Source organism: Biostraticola tofi, assembly GCF_004343195.1.
GTDB classification, from domain to species: Bacteria; Pseudomonadota; Gammaproteobacteria; order Enterobacterales; family Enterobacteriaceae; genus Biostraticola; species Biostraticola tofi.
The window spans coordinates 274,770-292,226 of the sequence record NZ_SMCR01000001.1 but is presented as its reverse complement, the minus strand read 5'-3'; the positions used below and the strand labels follow the sequence as shown (position 1 = coordinate 292,226).

At 53.9% G+C, this 17,457-nt stretch carries 18 protein-coding genes and 1 other annotated feature (1 of these 19 cut by a window edge); of the genes, 6 read left to right on the top strand and 12 right to left on the bottom strand.

Annotated elements, in window-relative coordinates:
• Nucleotides 1-203 precede the first annotated feature (203 nt).
• Nucleotides 204-500 (bottom strand): YciI family protein, encoded by a 297-nt coding sequence (locus tag EDC52_RS01305; protein WP_131863456.1) that lies wholly within the window; start codon nt 498-500, stop codon nt 204-206.
• A 228-nt stretch (nt 501-728) separates the two neighbouring features.
• Between EDC52_RS01305 and EDC52_RS01300 the strand changes: the two genes are divergently transcribed.
• On the top strand, nt 729-1,472 hold the full coding sequence (locus EDC52_RS01300) for an energy transducer TonB (protein ID WP_230467924.1): 744 nt from the start codon (nt 729-731) through the stop codon (nt 1,470-1,472).
• 232 nt (nt 1,473-1,704) lie between these two features.
• On the opposite strand, the gene yciA is transcribed toward EDC52_RS01300, so the two are convergent.
• From yciA to EDC52_RS01285, 3 genes are read right to left on the bottom strand one after another with little or no spacing between them, the layout of a single operon-like run.
• Nucleotides 1,705-2,130, bottom strand: a complete 426-nt coding sequence (gene yciA / locus EDC52_RS01295; RefSeq protein WP_131863454.1) for an acyl-CoA thioester hydrolase YciA — start codon at nt 2,128-2,130, stop codon at nt 1,705-1,707.
• A 23-nt stretch (nt 2,131-2,153) separates the two neighbouring features.
• On the bottom strand, nt 2,154-2,726 hold the full coding sequence (locus EDC52_RS01290; protein WP_131863453.1) for a septation protein A: 573 nt from the start codon (nt 2,724-2,726) through the stop codon (nt 2,154-2,156).
• Between the two features lie 18 nt (nt 2,727-2,744).
• Entirely contained in the window at nt 2,745-3,521 is a 777-nt protein-coding gene (locus EDC52_RS01285) for a YciC family protein (RefSeq protein ID WP_131863452.1), read from the bottom strand.
• Between the two features lie 568 nt (nt 3,522-4,089).
• Here EDC52_RS01285 and ompW point away from each other — a divergent pair.
• Nucleotides 4,090-4,725 carry an outer membrane protein OmpW gene (gene ompW / locus EDC52_RS01275; RefSeq protein ID WP_131863451.1) on the top strand — a complete coding sequence of 212 codons (636 nt, stop codon included), beginning with the start codon at nt 4,090-4,092 and terminating at the stop codon, nt 4,723-4,725.
• Between the two features lie 140 nt (nt 4,726-4,865).
• Here ompW and EDC52_RS01270 read toward each other — a convergent pair whose 3' ends face one another.
• A complete protein-coding gene (locus EDC52_RS01270) occupies nt 4,866-5,603 on the bottom strand; it encodes a GntR family transcriptional regulator (protein WP_131863450.1) in 738 nt (245 codons plus the stop codon).
• 344 nt (nt 5,604-5,947) lie between these two features.
• On the opposite strand from EDC52_RS01270, the gene tkt reads away from it, so the two are divergent.
• From tkt to EDC52_RS01250, 4 genes are all read left to right on the top strand, one after another.
• Nucleotides 5,948-7,942, top strand: a complete 1,995-nt coding sequence (gene tkt / locus EDC52_RS01265; RefSeq protein ID WP_131863449.1) for a transketolase — start codon at nt 5,948-5,950, stop codon at nt 7,940-7,942.
• 78 nt (nt 7,943-8,020) lie between these two features.
• On the top strand, nt 8,021-8,473 hold the full coding sequence (locus EDC52_RS01260; RefSeq protein ID WP_131863448.1) for a PTS sugar transporter subunit IIA: 453 nt from the start codon (nt 8,021-8,023) through the stop codon (nt 8,471-8,473).
• 36 nt (nt 8,474-8,509) lie between these two features.
• Nucleotides 8,510-8,782 carry a PTS sugar transporter subunit IIB gene (locus EDC52_RS01255; protein ID WP_131863447.1) on the top strand — a complete coding sequence of 91 codons (273 nt, stop codon included), beginning with the start codon at nt 8,510-8,512 and terminating at the stop codon, nt 8,780-8,782.
• 30 nt (nt 8,783-8,812) lie between these two features.
• Nucleotides 8,813-10,186, top strand: coding sequence for a PTS ascorbate transporter subunit IIC (locus EDC52_RS01250; RefSeq protein WP_131863446.1), 1,374 nt, complete (start codon nt 8,813-8,815; stop codon nt 10,184-10,186).
• A 183-nt stretch (nt 10,187-10,369) separates the two neighbouring features.
• On the opposite strand, the gene EDC52_RS01245 is transcribed toward EDC52_RS01250, so the two are convergent.
• The 7 genes from EDC52_RS01245 to EDC52_RS01215 all read right to left on the bottom strand — a co-directional run bounded on the left by EDC52_RS01245 (nt 10,370) and on the right by EDC52_RS01215 (nt 17,335).
• Nucleotides 10,370-10,684, bottom strand: coding sequence for a BON domain-containing protein (locus EDC52_RS01245; RefSeq protein ID WP_131863445.1), 315 nt, complete (start codon nt 10,682-10,684; stop codon nt 10,370-10,372).
• A 107-nt stretch (nt 10,685-10,791) separates the two neighbouring features.
• A complete protein-coding gene (gene trpA / locus EDC52_RS01240) occupies nt 10,792-11,598 on the bottom strand; it encodes a tryptophan synthase subunit alpha (RefSeq protein WP_131863444.1) in 807 nt (268 codons plus the stop codon).
• Complete coding sequence (gene trpB / locus EDC52_RS01235; protein ID WP_131863443.1) at nt 11,598-12,788, bottom strand: tryptophan synthase subunit beta; 1,191 nt, start codon at nt 12,786-12,788, stop codon at nt 11,598-11,600. The genes trpA and trpB overlap by 1 nt, the downstream gene beginning before the upstream one ends.
• A gap of 32 nt (nt 12,789-12,820) precedes the next feature.
• Complete coding sequence (gene trpCF, locus EDC52_RS01230) at nt 12,821-14,179, bottom strand: bifunctional indole-3-glycerol-phosphate synthase TrpC/phosphoribosylanthranilate isomerase TrpF (protein ID WP_131863442.1); 1,359 nt, start codon at nt 14,177-14,179, stop codon at nt 12,821-12,823.
• Nucleotides 14,180-14,182: 3 nt separating this feature from the next.
• The gene (trpD, locus tag EDC52_RS01225) at nt 14,183-15,181 is read right to left on the bottom strand and encodes an anthranilate phosphoribosyltransferase (protein ID WP_131863441.1); all 999 of its coding nucleotides are present in this window, start codon (nt 15,179-15,181) and stop codon (nt 14,183-14,185) included.
• A gap of 13 nt (nt 15,182-15,194) precedes the next feature.
• Entirely contained in the window at nt 15,195-15,773 is a 579-nt protein-coding gene (locus tag EDC52_RS01220) for a glutamine amidotransferase-related protein (RefSeq protein WP_131863440.1), read from the bottom strand.
• Nucleotides 15,773-17,335, bottom strand: coding sequence for an anthranilate synthase component 1 (locus EDC52_RS01215; RefSeq protein WP_131863439.1), 1,563 nt, complete (start codon nt 17,333-17,335; stop codon nt 15,773-15,775). The genes EDC52_RS01220 and EDC52_RS01215 overlap by 1 nt, the downstream gene beginning before the upstream one ends.
• Before the next feature lie 25 nt (nt 17,336-17,360).
• Nucleotides 17,361-17,457: a sequence feature (Trp leader region), on the bottom strand; it runs 8 nt beyond the window's last position.

Genomic DNA, 17,457 nt, shown 5'->3' with positions numbered 1-17,457 from the left:
GTGGCGTACAAAATGCGTAAAATTCCAGATATTACAATAATCTATCTTGTAAGTTATTGATTATAGGTTGATTAAAAAACATACTGGGAAAATTCCTAAACAGCCAGTGCAGTTGATTATCATCACGGTAAATCTGTAAAAGCAAAAAAAAGCCACCACCGGCAGCTTATTTTTTGTCATAATTCAGTCACATAATGCGTTTATCAAAACACTTTGCGAAAAGGTTTTACCGTTACGGTTTTATAGACGCCGGCTGCCACATACGGATCCGCATCGGCCCAGGCCTGCGCTGCTTCCAAAGAGGTAAATTCGGCAATAACCGTCGATCCGGTAAAGCCTGCTGCCCCAGGCTCGTTGCTGTCTATGGCCGGCATCGGCCCGGCGGTGACCAGTCGTCCCTGATCCTGCAGCACCTGTAATCTTGCCAGGTGGGTGGGTCGGACGGAGAGACGTTTTTCCAACGAGTCTTTTACATCTTCGGCATAGATTACGTAGAGCACGGTACTTACTCCCAGCGGGTCAAGTTTGGTAAAGTGCTTAACGTTATGATAATGAAACCCAGAGCGCAACGACTTATTTGCCCCGGTCCAGCCATAAACCAGCGCCACTATCGGCATTAAATGACAAAGTTAGCGGAGAGTTTGATAACGGTTATTGAATATGATTGCTATTTGCATTTAAACTTTAGCCCATATTTATCATCCTATTTGAAATGGCGCAAAAAAATTTTGAAACCGACTCGTCGATTTTCCTGGCCGTTCATTCTCTCGGTCGGTCTGCATACATCTCTGGTAGCCGGTTTACTTTATGCTTCAGTGACTGAGATTGTTTCTCCGCCCGCCGGCGAGCCGCCGATGAGCGTCACGCTTGTTGCGCCTGAACCGGAGCAGGCAGCGCCCGCAGAACAGCCGGTGGTAGAACCCGAACCAGAGTCTATGCCGCCTGAGCCCGAAGTGGTGCCTGAGCCGCCCGCTCCCGAGCCGGTACCGGAGCCTGAGCCTGAACCGCCCGCGCCGGTCCAGCAACCCAAGCCCAAGCCTAAACCCGTGCCGAAAAAAGCCGTGGTCAAGCCTCGTCCGAAGCCAGCAACGCCGGTAGAGCGTCCCAGGGCGGATCCTCAGGAGCGTAGCGATACCCCTGCGGCGACGGCGCCGGTCAGCCGAGCTCCGCAGGCGACACCGAGTCAAAAAGCGGCTCCTGGCGGTCCCAAGGCGTTGAGTCGCGCCAATCCGGCCTATTCTTCCCGCGCTCAGGCATTGCGCATAGAAGGGAAAGTCAGGGTACAGTTTGATGTCAATGCTGATGGGCGAACTGATAATATCCGTATTTTGTCTGCGGAACCGCGCAATATGTTCGAACGCGATATTCGACAGGCGATGCGCCGCTGGCGATATGAAGCAGGCCGCCCGGGCAAAGACCTGACCATGACCATTTACTTCAAGTTGAGCGGCGTCAGCAGCAGTCAGGGTTAATCATAGCGGGAACAGGATACGGCTAGCCTGCGGATGACAAATGTCCGCGGACCAAAGGCCGCGGACAAAGCGAAAGCGGCGGTCACTGTGGCCGACGCTGGGAAATTATCTGTGCAATTGCCGGTGGGGGATAAAACAGCAGATCCGGTCGGCATGAGGTTGCTTGACGCCGGCCCCGGCTTAATCGCCGGCCCCGGCTTAATCGCCGGGCCGGCGCGAAGAGAGGCCAGCGCTAACGGGTGGACAGCAGGAAGTTGCGTTTGTCTTCAGGAAGCGGTCGAGCCTGTCCTTCCTTATCAACGGCGACATAGGTGAACAGCGCTTCGGTTGCCCGGTAGCGCTGGCCAATGGGTTCGGATGAGACCTTCTTCACCCACACTTCGATATTGATGCTTAAGGAACTGTTGCCGGTGCGAGTGCACAGGGCATAGCAGCAGACGACATCGCCGACTGCGACCGGTTTCATAAATGTCATTCCATCAACGCGTACCGTCACGACCCGGCCATGGGCGATCTCCTTGGCGAGGATAGCCCCGCCCAGATCCATCTGCGACATCAGCCAACCGCCGAAAATGTCACCATTTGGATTGGTATCCGCCGGCATCGCCAGCGTACGCAGCACCAGTTCCCCGGCAGGTAAATCAGTCACTTCACTCATGGTATTTTCGCTCAGAACAGCCTTTATGCCGGACGATCCGGGTGGTCATGCTTTTTGGTGTGTTTTTCGTCGTCGATCATATGCCGATAAATATACAGCCCGCTGAGTAGGGTAAAGACCAGGGTTAATCCCGTCAGGCCAAATACCTTGAAATTAACCCAGACATTTTGCGGCAGCCAGAAAGCAATATAGACATTAGCGGCACCGCAAATGATAAAGAACAGCGCCCAGGCCAGATTAAGCCGTCCCCATACCGGTGCCGGTAGCGTCAGTTCCTTGCCCAGCATGCGCTGGATCAGCGGCTTGCCCATGGCGAACTGGCTTATCAGCAAGGCGATGGCAAATAAGCCGTAAATCAGCGTTACCTTCCATTTGATAAATTCCGCATTGTGATAGTACATGGTGAGCGAACCGAATACCGCCACCATAAGAAAGGTGATGAGCGTCATCTTTTCCACTTTACCGTACCGAAACCAGGTAAAGGCCAGCACCAGTGCCGAGGCGGCTACCAGCGCACCTGAGGCGATATAGATGTCATAAAGCTTATAAACGACAAAAAAAACCACCAGCGGAATAAAATCCAGAAACTGCTTCATAAATGAGACCCGTATTTGTTAAGGGTTGACTGGTTCAGCGTCGGTGTCACGCAGCAGCATATAGAGGCGATATAAATAAATCAGCAACAGAGCAGAAATAACATTGCTCAAGCCGTTCAGCAGTACCGCCGCAACCAGCGATGACACCATGGTCAGCTCCGTTGCCAGTAACAGCACTGCAGCCTTTGCCGCCAGCCAGATCATTATCGCCGGCGCTATCAGGCGCAGATTGGCAAAGGCCAATTTGCTGCTCAGACGCATTGATTTGAACACGCCCAGATTTTCGCTAGTGGTAATCACCGGCGCCAGGCTAAGGGCAATGGCCACCAGGATACCGGGAACTAACACCAACAATAAGCCGAGCTGGACCAGCAGCGTGGTCAAAAAAATCAGCAGCAGCAACCTGGGCAGAATCGGCAAAGATAATCCCAGCGAACGCACCACGCTGGTCGGCTGACGGGAAGATACCATGCGGATCATGGTAAGCAGGCCGCCGACCAGCAGCACATTGCCCAACAGTCCGGCGAAAGTGCCGGCAGCGGAAGCTTTTAGCAGTACCTGCTGCTGCTCGGGGGACATTTGCTGCACCATCTCCTGCAGGCTCATCTCAGCGGTGTCTGCCATCTCGCTGGCGCCACCATTCAGTATAACCAACTGATCACTGTCCGGGGACAGCGCATGGCCTATCAAAACGCTAATCAACGCGGTTAACAGCGCCAGCAGGATAATACTGGCGAACTGATTGCGCATAAAATTCAGCATGTCACGGTACAGGGTACTTGCCATAATTGGCATGGAGGCTCCTTGGCAAAACAGTCAAAAAACATAGCCCGCTATTCTACCCTGTTAATTGGCCGCTTGGCACCCCGCCGACCCATTAGTCACGCAAAGGTCGGCGGCCCGGGCTGCCCGAACGGCAGTGCCGGTTGACCATAGTGTGCCCTGGCCCGGCTGCAGGCTTGATTGGCGATATTATTTTCACCTGACCGCAGGAACTCGCGGCACCGGGAGGGGCGTGAAGGGTAGATGGTGCAGTTCACCAAAAGGCACAGCAGGCGCCACAGGTCATGCAGGGATGGGTATTTTCGCTCATGATGATCACCCGCCGACGCCACGGCATCGGACCTGAACGCACCAGAGAATGAAAATACCTATTCACTTTAGCAAAAGCAATAGCCTGGATTGGTTAAGGCTTTTTTTAACTTCATTGGCTTAATATTGATGTGGATCATCACCCTTGATGACGTCCAATTGATATAAAACACCCATAAAGTGTCCAGATCAAATTACCGAAATTTACACTGTCTGCCAAAACCGGACATAAATGGCATTCGGAAATTACATCTTAAAAATGGAGTAGGGAATGAAAGCACTTATTATCGGTACCGCGATAGCAGGGGTTTTGTTTTCGGCAGGTATCCAGGCGCATCAGGCCGGGGATATCATCGTACGGGCAGGTAGCGCCACGGTGCGTCCCTCCGAAGATTCAGGGAATGTGCTGGGATTGGGGAAATTCAATGTCGACAATGATACGCAGCTGGGACTGACTTTCAGTTATTTATTTACCGATAATATTGGTATCGAACTGTTGGCTGCCACACCCTTCAAACATCATGTTGGCTTAAAGAGTACCGGTGATATTGCCTCATTAAAACATTTACCGCCAAGTTTGATGGCCCAGTATTATTTTGGTGATGCGCCGGATAAACTCCGCCCCTATGTCGGCATTGGTATCAACTATACCACTTTCTATGACACGCATTTTAACCAGACCGGTCGAGACGCCGGGCTGAGCGATTTAAGTCTCAAGCATTCATGGGGTATCGCCGGTCAAGCCGGTCTTGATTACAATATCGATGAAAACTGGCTGATTAACTTGTCGGTCTGGTATATGGATATCGATACTGATGTTCGCTTCAAGGCGGGTGGTCAGCAGCAATCGGTGCATACCGATATCGACCCTTGGACCTTTATGTTTGGCGTCGGTTACCGTTTTTAATCAGCGCGGGTAATCATAACAGCGGCACCACCGGGTTGTGGCGCCGTTAAGAGGTGTTGTGCAGGTCGGTGACGGGCAATGCTTAATAAATCGTATCCGTTCGACAACCGCGACGTGCGCAACTCGACGCCGGAAGCCTGTTATTCAGTGCGCACCGATACCTGGCTTAGATGGAGCATATTGGTATTAATGATGGCGATATTCACCTCGAAGGGTGTGCCGTCATCCAGATAGACCACTTCGTATAATTCCATCATTGCATCATCAGGCTTGATGTTCATATGACGGATCATCTCCTCGTCCTTGGCATTAAAGGCATGAAAGTTCTGATCGCGCTTATAGACCTTCTTTTCAGTTATCCGCTCAATATAAAGATATTTGGAAATCTCCAGTTCTCTGAATTCAATCGAATTAAAGAGGGATACTGGGAAATGGATATATTCCAGTGATACCGGTAGGTCGTCGAAACTCATCAGCCTGAGTATTTTATAGACGGAATCGCTGTTTTTAATGCGCAGTGCCTGGGCCATAGCGGCGTCGGGAACGGTGACGATACTGGCGGATATTACCTTACGTCCGGCACGATAACCGCCTTGCTGTGCCTGGTAGTCAAAAGGGGATAGGGCATGAAATCGTCCTGATTGATTGTTTTTTCCTATTGAACCTACGTAGAGTCCGGACCCCTTGATTCGATAAACCCGGCGCTGATCAATCAAAATACGCGTCGCTTCACGTACCGTCGCTCGCGTCATGCCTAACGCTTTGGCAATGCCGATTTCGGTATCCAGTTTATCTCCTGGCTGCAGGCTCTGCTGTTTGATTTTGCCGAGAAGATAATTGATAACGTCTTTTTGTTTTTCGGTAATATTGTCGGTCATTTTTATTTTCGCCACGCTATCAGGTTAGGCCCACCCAGGCATTCGTACCGCATCAGGGCGATGTCATCCTTTTCAGCACGATCCCCGTGTTCGGCACGATCTACGTGAAAATGTGATCGAGTTAACAGCTTTTAGGTAAAGCATTCCTGTCTGCTCATCTTTGCAAGCTTACCTCTTGTGTATAGTCACGTCTAGGTGCATTCTAAAGATGACTATACAAATCTAACATGTACATACCACTATTAACAATGGGTCTTTTTATCGGTGTTCAGCCAGGCCGGCAGCCTGCTTTTCACGGTAAACAGGCTTATTGTTGCCAATAACCAGCCAGACAGGGGAAAACCGTGGAACAGCAGCAACTCGCAAATGCCATTCGTATGCTGAGTATCGACGCCGTACAAAAAGCGAATTCAGGGCATCCCGGCGCCCCGCTGGGCATGGCTGATATGGCGACCGTAGTGTGGCGGGAGTTCCTGAAGCATAATCCGGCGGACCCGGGCTGGATAAACCGCGACAGGTTTGTTCTTTCCAATGGGCACAGCTCTATGTTGCTGTACTCGCTGCTGCACATGACCGGTTACGACGTTAGCATTGACGATGTGAAAAACTTCCGCCAATTGCATTCCAAAACGCCCGGACATCCTGAATACGGCTACACCCCGGGCGTGGAAACCACCTCCGGACCGCTGGGGCAAGGCATTGCCAATGCAGTGGGCATGGCATTGGCCGAAAAAAGCCTGGCCGCGCAGTTCAACCGGGAATCATTACCGGTAATTGACCATTTCACCTATGTGGTGATGGGCGATGGCTGCCTGATGGAGGGGATTTCACACGAGGCCTGTTCCCTGGCCGGTACCTTGAAATTGGGCAAGCTTATCGCGCTGTGGGATGACAACAACATTTCCATTGACGGCCATGTGGACGGTTGGTTCAGCGACGATACCCCGGCCCGCTTCCGTGCCTATGGCTGGCATGTTATCGATAATGTGGATGGACACGATAGCCGGCAGGTGGCGGCGGCATTGACCCAGGCCAGATCTGAACAGCAAAAGCCGACGCTTATCTGTTGTAAAACCACCATTGGCTTTGGCTCGCCCAATAAGGCCAACAGCCACGATAGCCATGGCTCTGCACTGGGTGAAGACGAAGTTGCCTTGGTCAGGGAAACGCTGGGCTGGCCCCATGCGGCCTTCGATATTCCTGCAGACATTTACACCCACTGGGATGCCCGGGCCCAAGGCGCCGCGGTCCAGGAGCAGTGGCAACGGCTGTTTGACCGATATCAGGCGCGTTATCCCGTTGAGGCGGCAGAATTACTGCGCCGCAGTGAGAAAAAACTGCCGGCTGACTGGCCGGAACGCAGCCAAGCCTATATTCGCCAATTACAGGACAATCCGGCTAACCTGGCCACCCGCCAAGCCAGTCAAAAAGCGCTGAATCAGTTTATTCAATGGATACCGGAATTGCTGGGCGGCTCGGCCGATCTGTCGCCGTCAAATTTAACCCGTCACAGTGCGGCGCGCGATATCACGCCGAATGATGCCTCGGGAAACTATATTTCCTATGGGGTGAGGGAGTTCGGCATGTCAGCCATTATGAACGGGCTGGCGCTCCACGGCGGCTTTATCCCCTATGGCGGGACTTTTCTTATGTTCATGGAATATGCGCGCAACGCCGTGCGCATGGCGGCATTAATGAAGATACGGACTATCTTTGTCTATACCCATGACTCCATCGGTCTGGGTGAGGATGGCCCGACGCACCAACCGGTCGAGCAGCTTGCCGCGTTACGTCTGACGCCGAATATGGAGACCTGGCGCGGCTGCGATCAGGTGGAAGCCGCCGTGTCCTGGCAACAGGCGATTGAACGTGAACAGGGTCCCAGCGCGCTGATTTTTACCCGCCAACCGCTGGAACAGCAGCCCCGTTCTCCCCGTCAGCTTGACGACATCGCCAAAGGCGGTTACGTGCTGCGCGATTGTGACGGCGCTCCTGAGCTGATCATTATATCCAGTGGTTCAGAAATGGAGCTGGCGATGTATGCCGCCGAGGAACTTACCCAGGCAGGCAACCGGATACGCGTAGTTTCCATGCCCTGTGTTGAGCGTTTTGAGCAACAGTCGGCGGCCTGGCGTGAGAGCGTGTTGCCCTGGGCGGTGCGTAAACGCCTGGTTATAGAAGCCAGTATTGACGCTTACTGGCGTGGCTATGCGGGGCTGGACGGTAAAGTGCTGGGCATGAGCAGCTTTGGCGAGTCCGCACCGGCATCAGTGCTGTTTAGGCATTTTGGTTTTTCAAAGGAGCATGCCCTGACGGCGGCCCGGTCGTTATTGGCGTAGTCAACAGCGAGGATTATGCACCGGCGGGCATTGTCTTAAGTGCAACAGGATATGACCCATCAGAGAAAAGGTAGAGATATGGCAAATCTGACAACATGGCTAAATAAAGAGCGTATCCAGTATGTTAATACCGTCGTCGATTGGCAGGAAGCCATTGCGCTGGTGGCTGAGCCTTTACTGAAAGACGGCACCATCACCGCAGACTATGTGGCGAACATCATCAAAGGGAAGCAGGATCTGGGTCCCTATTTTGTTATCGCACCGCGCATCGCTATGCCTCATGCGCGTCCTGAACAGGGGGCGCTTAAGCTGGGTCTGTCGTTGCTAAAGCTTAGGAACGGCATCAGTTTCGGCTCTCAGGAGAATGATCCGGTTGATGTCATCGTGATGTTTGCCGCTCCGGATAAAAACAGCCATGTGGAGTTGATTTCCACACTGGCTGAATTCCTGTCAGATGATGATGTAATGAGCCAGGTATTTGCATCTCACAGTCAATCCGAGTTAATCACGGTAGTAAACAGCGTTAACTGAACGATTTATTTTTAATATCACTTGAGAGGTAAAAGTATGAAAATTATGGCGGTGTGTGGCGCAGGCCTTGGCAGCAGCTTTATGATGGAAATGAACATCAAGAAAGTAATTAAAAATTTGAACATTACAGCTGAAGTCGAGCACTCCGATCTGGGTTCGGTAACACCGGACGCGGCCGATGTATTTGTTATGGGTCGTGATATTGCCTATAGCGCAAACCTACCTGAAAGTAAGCTTATTATTGTCAACAGCATCATCGATATCAAAGAGCTGGAAACTAAACTAAGTGAATATTTTCAGAACAAATAATAATCTATAAATCATGCCGCTGAGGTTGCTATGTTTATACAAGACCTTTTATTGGTAGTGGTCGACGTGCTGAAAGTACCGTCTATTTTAGTCGGACTTGTGGCGTTATTCGGTCTTATCGCGCAGAAAAAACCGTTCCCCGAGGTTGTCAAAGGCACGGTGAAAACGATCCTGGGGTTTTTGGTGCTGGCCGGCGGTGCAACCGTTCTGGTGGGCTCATTAACGCCGCTTGGCGATATATTCAAGCAGGCATTCGATGTGCAGGGAATCATCCCTAACAACGAAGCTATGGTATCCATTGCCCTAGAAAAATATGGCGCCTCGACCACGTTGATAATGGCTTTCGGCATGGTAGCCAATATTGTCGTCGCCCGCTTCACCCGTCTGAAATACATCTATCTTTCGGGGCATGTCACCTTTTATATGGCCTGTATGGTGGCTATTATTTTATCGGTGGCGGGATTTGAAGGGGTACAGCTGATTTATACCGGCTCCCTGGTGCTGGGCATGCTTATGGCTATTTTTCCGGCGCTGGCCCAGCCGTATATGCGCAAAATCATCGGTAATGATCAGGTGGCGTTAGCCCATACCGGCACCATTGGTTATGTGCTTTCGGGCTGGATAGGCTCACTGGTGGGCAAGGGATCGAAATCCACCGAAGAGATGAATATGCCAAAAAACCTAAGTTTTTTGCGCGACAGCACCATCTCGATTTCACTCACCATGATGGTGATTTATCTCATCCTGTCGATTTCGGCCGGTAAAGAGTATGTAGAGAGCCAGTTCAGCAACGGACAAAACTACCTGGTTTACTCGTTCGTTCAGGCCATCACCTTTGCCGCCGGCGTCTTTATCATCCTGCAGGGCGTGCGTTTGATCTTGGCCGAAATAGTGCCTGCCTTTACCGGATTTTCTGAGAAACTGGTGCCAAACGCCCGTCCGGCGCTGGACTGCCCGATCATTTATCCTTACGCGCCCAATGCCGTGCTGTTAGGATTTATATTCAGCTTCATCGGTGGGTTGGTGGGGCTGTTTATCCTCGGCCAACTGCACTGGGTGCTGATATTGCCGGGCGTAGTGCCGCATTTCTTCTGCGGCGCAACCGCTGGGGTATTCGGCAATGCCACCGGCGGCAGACGCGGCGCCATGGTGGGCGCCTTTGCACACGGGGTGCTTATCACCTTCTTGCCGGTGGCGTTGCTGCCGGTACTGGGCGCGATGGGTTTAAGCAATACCACGTTCTCTGACACCGATTTTGGCGTGGTGGGGATCGTGTTGGGCAATATGGCGCATTTCATGGATAAAGGCATGATTACTCTGGCAATCACCGGTGTATTTGCACTGATGGTGATTTACAACTTTACCGCTAAAAAGAAGGTGGTGGTTGACGAACCGGAGGCGTGATGACCCTTCGCGATAAGTGATGCCGTTTCGGTTTAGCTATCGAGCATAGCGGCAACACGGCTGGAGTGATGCAAAAATCCGGAAAGGGTTTCATTTCCGGATTTTTTAATGCCGGTATCGGACACCATCGGCCGAAAGCTTCTGACAACGCAGGGCGCGGCCTGCCGATACGGGCCCAGGCGCTTATTTGATACTGATATCGTTCTCGACCGATTTCACGCCTTTCACGGTACGAGTTACCGACACGGCGCGGTTGGCTTCCGCCTGGGAACCGACGAAACCGCTTAACTGAACGCGGCCTTTAAAGGTCTCGACATTGATTTCGCGGGATTTCAGCGTTTCATCGCGCAATAGCTCAGTTTTTACTTTGGTGGTTACTACCGTGTCATCGATGTAGCCGCCGGTGCCTTCAGATTTGGCTGTCGGCGCACAACCGGTTATCGCCAGGGTCAACAAGGCTGATATTGCCAGGGTAGCTACGGTCTTCAACATCTTCATGTTCTCTCCTTGATGTTCATTCTTGTCATTTTATCAAACCCGGAATGCGGCCAGGCCTGTAGCGCGCCGCATTCCAAGTGTTGATGATAAAGTACAATATTGCCAGTCTAGTTGCGCGTGGCCGCTTTCATCTGTCTGACAAAATCCCCAAGCTCACTGAGCAGGATAGCCGGATCATTGATATTCCGTTCGATAATCTTGACTATCGCTGAACCGGAGATAGCGCCAGCGGCACCGGCGGCCAGGGCCTCACGCACTTGGGAAGGTTCGGAAATACCAAATCCTTGCAAAGCGGGCGCAGCGTGATATTCCTTAAGCGTATTGACCAGATGGCCCAGCGGTAATTGCGCGCGGTTTTCACTGCCGGTGACACCGGCCCGGGACAGCAGATAGGTATAACCGCGGCCAAATGAGGCAATCTCGCGCAGTAAATCATCCGAGGCGTTCGGCGGACAGATGAAAATCGGCGCCACGCCATGGCGCATGGCTGCAGTTCGAAAAGGCGCGCTTTCTTCAATTGGCACGTCAGCAACCAATACCGAGTCGACGCCCGCGGCCTGGCAGCGTGCATAAAAATCGTCAATGCCATTGGTGAACACCAGGTTGGCATACATCAGCAGGCCAATCGGCAATGCAGGATATTTCTGGCGTACCGCGGTCAAAATCTCAAAACAGTGAGCCGGGGTAACGCCGGAGGCAAATGCGCGTAGGGTGGCTGATTGTATCGTCGGTCCATCCGCCAACGGGTCGGAAAAGGGAATGCCCAGTTCCAGGGCATCAGCCCCCGCTGCTACCAGCGTATCGATAATCTGTAGCGAAAGCGCGGGATTGGGATCCCCCAGAGTGACGAACGGTACAAACGCGCCTTCATTACGCTCGGCCAGCCTGCTGAAAAGGTGCTGATAGCGTTCCATTAAATCTCTCCTCGCGCTTTCAGGATATCGTGGACGGTGAAGATATCTTTGTCTCCGCGCCCGGACAGGTTGACCACCAGGATTTGCTGTTTATCGGGTTCAGCCTTGATCATTTTAAGAGCATGGGCCAGGGCATGGGAAGATTCCAGCGCCGGGATAATGCCTTCATGGCGCGACAGCGCTTTGAACGCCTCCAAGGCCTCTTCATCGGTGACCGACACATATTCCGCCCGGCCGATACTGTCCAAATAGGCATGCTGCGGACCCACCGAGGGGAAATCCAGGCCGGCCGATATTGAATAGGATTCTTCAATCTGACCATCCGAAGACTGCATCATCGGTGATTTCATACCAAAATAAATCCCCAGGCGACCGTGCTTGAGCGAAGCGCCATGCTGGCCGGACTCAATGCCCAAGCCGCCGGGTTCGACACCAATAAGTCGCACGCCGGCTTCATCAATGAAATCAGCGAACATGCCGATGGCGTTGGAGCCACCGCCGACGCAGGCCAGCACCGCGTCAGGCAGGCATTGCTCCCGTTCTTTCATCTGTGCCTTGGTCTCTTCGCCGATCATTCGCTGGAACTCACGCACGATGGTCGGGAATGGATGTGGGCCGGCGGCGGTGCCGAGCATGTAATGCGCGGTTTCATAACTGCCTGACCAATCGCGCAGCGCCTCGTTACAGGCATCTTTAAGCGTTGAGGAACCGCTGTGTACCGGGATGACTTCCGCGCCCATCAGGCGCATGCGGAACACGTTTGGCGACTGCCGTTCTACGTCCTTGGCACCCATATAAATGCGGCATTTCAATCCCAGCAGGGCAGATGCCAGTGCCGAGGCCACGCCGTGCTGGCCGGCACCGGTTTCGGCAATAATTTCAGTTTTGCCCATTCGCTTGGCCAGTAGCGCCTGTCCGAGAACCTGATTGGTTTTGTGGGCGCCGCCATGCAGCAGGTCTTCACGCTTAAGATACAGTTTGGTTCGGGTACCGGCGGTCAGATTGCGGCACAGGGTCAACGGCGTCGGACGACCGGCGTAATGAGTCAGCAAATCACTGAATTCAGCCTGGAATTGCGGGTCGCTCTGCGCACTGACGAAGGCTTCTTCCAGCTGCGTCAGGGCCGGTACCAGAATCTGCGGCACATACATCCCGCCAAATTCACCGAAATAGGGATTGAGTAACGTCATGTTCTGCTCTCTTAATGGTATCCGGGCGGTAGTTACCAGGCGCGCAGCGTCTGAAATACCGTCTCCAGTTTACGATGATCTTTCACTCCGGGTGCGCTTTCCACGCCGGAATTGAAATCCAGTCCCAGACAGCCCAACTGGGCGGCGGCAACGCAGTTATCGGCGGCCAGGCCGCCGGCCAGCATCACATTGTCCAGCGGTTGTCCGTCCAGCAAAGACCAATCGAAGGTCTTGCCGCTGCCGCCGCCGTTGTCCAGCAGATAGCGATCAACCAGCGCCAAATCCCGGGCAGGCAGATGGGTGCGCATGTCCAGCGCTTTCCAGATTTGACAGCTGGCCGGCAGGGCGGCGCGTAACTCCCGGATATAGTCGTTACCTTCGTTGCCGTGCAGCTGGACGGCATAAAGCGCGAGATCAGCTGCAATATGAGCCACTTCAGCGACCGGCGCATTGCGAAAAACGGCCACATAATTAAGCGGCGTACCTGCCATGATGTCGGCTGCTTGTGACGGCGTCACAAATCGCGGAGATTCAGCCACAAAAATCATCCCGCCATACACAGCGCCGGCCTCAAAGGCGGCGCGGGCATCTTCAGCCCGGGTCAAGCCGCAAACTTTGTTCTCGCCCAGCAGTACCTTCCGAACCGCCATCTTCAGGTCAGGCTCAGACATCAGCGCACTGCCTATCAGGAAGCCATTGGCAAAATGGCTGAGCTCGCGCACCTGGCTATAGCGATTGATACCCGACTCGCTGATGACGGTCACGCCTGCCGGCAACTGAGAGGCCAGATGGCGTGTGCGGTCGAGATCGATCGATAAGTCACGCAGATCGCGGTTATTGATGCCGACCACCCGGGCGCCGAGTGCGATGGCCCGGGCGCGCTCTTGCTCACTGATCACCTCAGTCAGCACGCCCATTCCCAGGCTGTGGGCCAGTGAAGCCAACTGACGATAAAGTTCGTCGTCTACCACTGAAAGCATCAGCAGTATCGCATCTGCCTGATGAAACCGAGCCAGGTAAACCTGGTAGGGGTCGATAATAAAATCTTTACACAGCACCGGCTGGGTCACCACAGCGCTGACCTGACGCAGGAAGTCAAAATCTCCCTGAAAATACTTCTCATCGGTTAATACTGAAATCGCCGAAGCGTAATCCTGATAAACCCCGGCGATGGCCGCTGGGTCAAAATCTTCCCGGATCAAACCCTTCGAAGGCGATGCTTTTTTGCACTCCAGGATAAAGACGGTTCGTGAGCCGCTTAATGCATGGTAGAAGCTGCGTTGACTGGGTTCGACCAAAGACTGGAATTCAGCCAAAGGCTGTTGACGTTTACGCGCCTCCAGCCACACTTTTTTATCTGCAACGATGTTTGCAAGTACCTGAGCCGGCATTTTTTATCCTCTTGCTGCCAATGCGGTGACACGGTCATAAGCGCTACCGCTGCGAATCACTTCCAGAGCCTGTTGGGTATTGTCTCGAAGATTTTCCTGACCGAAAAGCCTGAGCAGCAGGGCGACATTTGCCGCAACAGCGGATTCATGAGCGTGTTCGCCTTTACCTTGTAACAATCGTGCCAGAATGTCACGATTTTCTTCCGGTGAGCCGCCCTGCAGCGCGTTTGCCGCCAGTGGATCCAGACCGAAATCAGACGGCGTAAGCGTATAGCTTTCAATGCGGTCGTGGTGTAATTCGGCGACATGGGTCGGGGCATGCAGGGCGACTTCGTCCATGCCGCCGCCGTGGACCACTGCCGCGCGCTCGTAGCCGAGCACCTGCAGCGTTTTGGCTATCGGCAGCACCAATTCCGGGCTGTAGACCCCAATCAACGCCAGCGGCGGTCTGGCGGGATTAATCAGCGGACCGAGTACGTTGAAGAGGGTGCGGGTCTTCAACTGCTGACGCACCGGCATGGCATGACGGAAACCGGTGTGGTAATGCGGGGCGAACAAAAAGCACACCCCCAGTTCATCCAGCGCCTGACGAGACTGTTCGGCCGGCATGTCCAGCCGGATGCCGAAGGCCGCCAGCAGATCGGATGAACCCGAGCGGCTGGAGACACTGCGATTGCCGTGCTTGGCTACCGGCGCACCACAGGCAGCCGCCACAAAAGCGCTGGCGGTAGAGATATTGATACTGTTGCTGCCGTCGCCGCCAGTGCCGACGATATCGGCAAAGCGGTAATCCGGCCTGGGGAAAGGCTGGGCATCGGCCAGCAGGGCGCTGGCCGCCCCGGCGATTTCTTGCGGCTGCTCACCGCGAACTTTCATACTGATTAACGCCGCCGCCAGCTGTACCGGCTCAAGCTGTCCCTGGATAATGGCGCTGAATAATTGCTGGCTCTGCTCGCGGGTCAGATGTTGCCCCTGATAAAGTGCTTCTAATACATCGTGCATTGGATATTCCTTATTATGCCAGCGCCCAGTCCAGGGTTTGGTTAAGTAAATGTCCGCCCTGTATGGTCAATATCGACTCGGGGTGGAACTGGAAACCACAGACACGGTCGCTGTCATTGCGCACCGCCATCACCATCTGATTGAAATGGGCATTGACCGTCAGGCTATCGGGGATGCGGCTGCCGACCAGAGAGTGATAACGCGCGACCGGCAGTGGATTAGGCAAGCCGCTGAACATGCCCTGGTTGTCATGCTCTATCAGGGATGCTTTACCGTGCAGTATTTCACCGGCCTGACCGACATGGCCGCCGTAGGCTTCCACAATGGCTTGGTGGCCAAGGCAGATACCGATAATCGGCAACTGGCCGCGCAATTGTTGCAGTAATTCCGGCATACAGCCGGCATCGGCGGGGGCGCCGGGGCCGGGAGAAAGCAGCAGCACCGGTTTTTCCAGCTGGCGCAGCTCACCGATAATGATGTGGGCCGACAACTGATTACGGTAAATCATGACCCGGTGATGGTTGGCGCGCAATTGGTCAACCAGGTTATAGGTAAATGAATCAATATTATCGAGTAACAGGATATCAGCCATCAGAACACCTCCCTGGCATGATGAGCGGTAGCAATCGCCCGCAGTACGGCGCGGGCTTTATTACGGCTTTCGTCGGCTTCGGCCTGGGGGACCGAGTCAAGCACGACGCCCGCACCGGCTTGTACGGTAGCCATCCCGTCCTCTACATAGGCGGAACGAATAACGATGCAGGTATCCAGCGCCCCTTCTCCGGTAAAATAGCCGATGGCGCCGCCATAACTGCCGCGCCGACTGCCTTCGGCTTCGGCAATCAGCTGCATGGCCCGCACTTTCGGTGCGCCGCTCAGGGTGCCCATATTCATGCAGGCGCGATAGGCGTGCAGTACATCCAGATCCGACCGCAGGGTGCCGACCACCCGCGAAACCAGATGCATGACGAAAGAGTAGCGGTCGACTTTGGTCAGGTCGGCCACATAGCGGCTGCCCGGTTCACAGATGCGCGCCAGATCGTTGCGCGCCAGATCGACCAGCATCAGGTGCTCGGCCATCTCTTTATGGTCAGAACGCATTTCCAATTCAATGCGACTGTCCAGATCGCGGTCCAGTGAACCATCGGCCCGGCGACCACGCGGCCGGGTACCGGCGATGGGGTAGATCTCGATCTGCCGATTGTTCTTATCATATTTGAGCGAACTTTCCGGCGAGGCGCCGAACAGGGTGAAGTCGTTATCCTGCATGAAAAACATGTATGGGCTAGGATTGTTGTCCTTCAACTGATGATAAGCGGCCAGCGGAGAGGGGCAAGGCAGAGAGAAGCGCCGTGACGGTACCACCTGGAAGATCTCTCCTTCACGAATCGCCTGCTGCATGCGACGAACCACCGCGCCATATTCTTCATCGCTTTGATTGCATTCCAGCGACATGGATTCAATCACCTGATGAGGGATTGGCCCCGGAGCCTGCTGCAACTGCTGCTGTAATTGTTCAAGACGGGACTGCAGGCGCTGTTGTTCAGCGGTGCTCTGACTGAAAAGACTGCCCTGAAGGCGGCAGCTACGTTGCTGATGATCGAGTACCAGCAAGGTTTCAGCCAGGTAAAAGCAATAGTCGGGGCAACGGCTTTCCTGGGACAGCGCAGGCAGGGATTCAAAACCGTCGACCAGATCATAGGCAAACAGCCCGCCGAGAAACACCGCTTCAGGCTGATGTTCAGGGGATACAAGCAGGGTTTGAATCAGTCGCAGGCAATCAAATACCGACAATGAACGCAAGCGGGCATCTTCGTCCATCGGCTGAGTGATGTCGGGAAATACCAGTTCCCGACCGTAAGGGTGGACTGTTACGTCTACCTCCGGCGGCAGGGCGGCATCCAGCAATTCAAGCATCGCGGCGCCATTGCCGGTCAGCGCCTGCAGGGTAACCCGCTGTCCGAGGGCGGTGATGCGCAGGGCGCTGTCAACCACCATCAGGCTTTGCAGATTCTGTTTATTGTCGACCAATGCCGATTCCAGCAGCAGGGTAGCGGGCCGTGCACCGCAAAGCTGGTTGAATATCGCTGTCGGATCATCACGATAAGGAGCCTGTGCCTGGAGAACAGTAACGTAATTTTGCCTGGTATTCATTTTTTATGTCCCTGATTATCGCCCATTAAAAAAGCCCGCTGATTAAGCGGGCTTCTGGGATCTTGCCGTGTCTGATGACAGCAACGCATGATAACACCACCCGCTAAACGGAAGTGCGCCAC

Coding starts and splice junctions, on each gene's coding strand:
- yciA (WP_131863454.1), bottom strand. CDS start 2,130: ATGAGTGAAGTGACTGATTTACCTGCCGGGGAACTGGTGCTGCGTACG.
- EDC52_RS01290 (WP_131863453.1), bottom strand. CDS start 2,726: ATGAAGCAGTTTCTGGATTTTATTCCGCTGGTGGTTTTTTTTGTCGTT.
- EDC52_RS01285 (WP_131863452.1), bottom strand. CDS start 3,521: ATGCCAATTATGGCAAGTACCCTGTACCGTGACATGCTGAATTTTATG.
- ompW (WP_131863451.1), top strand. CDS start 4,090: ATGAAAGCACTTATTATCGGTACCGCGATAGCAGGGGTTTTGTTTTCG.
- EDC52_RS01270 (WP_131863450.1), bottom strand. CDS start 5,603: ATGACCGACAATATTACCGAAAAACAAAAAGACGTTATCAATTATCTT.
- EDC52_RS01260 (WP_131863448.1), top strand. CDS start 8,021: ATGGCAAATCTGACAACATGGCTAAATAAAGAGCGTATCCAGTATGTT.
- EDC52_RS01255 (WP_131863447.1), top strand. CDS start 8,510: ATGAAAATTATGGCGGTGTGTGGCGCAGGCCTTGGCAGCAGCTTTATG.
- EDC52_RS01250 (WP_131863446.1), top strand. CDS start 8,813: ATGTTTATACAAGACCTTTTATTGGTAGTGGTCGACGTGCTGAAAGTA.
- EDC52_RS01245 (WP_131863445.1), bottom strand. CDS start 10,684: ATGAAGATGTTGAAGACCGTAGCTACCCTGGCAATATCAGCCTTGTTG.
- trpA (WP_131863444.1), bottom strand. CDS start 11,598: ATGGAACGCTATCAGCACCTTTTCAGCAGGCTGGCCGAGCGTAATGAA.
- trpB (WP_131863443.1), bottom strand. CDS start 12,788: ATGACGTTACTCAATCCCTATTTCGGTGAATTTGGCGGGATGTATGTG.
- trpCF (WP_131863442.1), bottom strand. CDS start 14,179: ATGCCGGCTCAGGTACTTGCAAACATCGTTGCAGATAAAAAAGTGTGG.
- trpD (WP_131863441.1), bottom strand. CDS start 15,181: ATGCACGATGTATTAGAAGCACTTTATCAGGGGCAACATCTGACCCGC.
- EDC52_RS01220 (WP_131863440.1), bottom strand. CDS start 15,773: ATGGCTGATATCCTGTTACTCGATAATATTGATTCATTTACCTATAAC.
- EDC52_RS01215 (WP_131863439.1), bottom strand. CDS start 17,335: ATGAATACCAGGCAAAATTACGTTACTGTTCTCCAGGCACAGGCTCCT.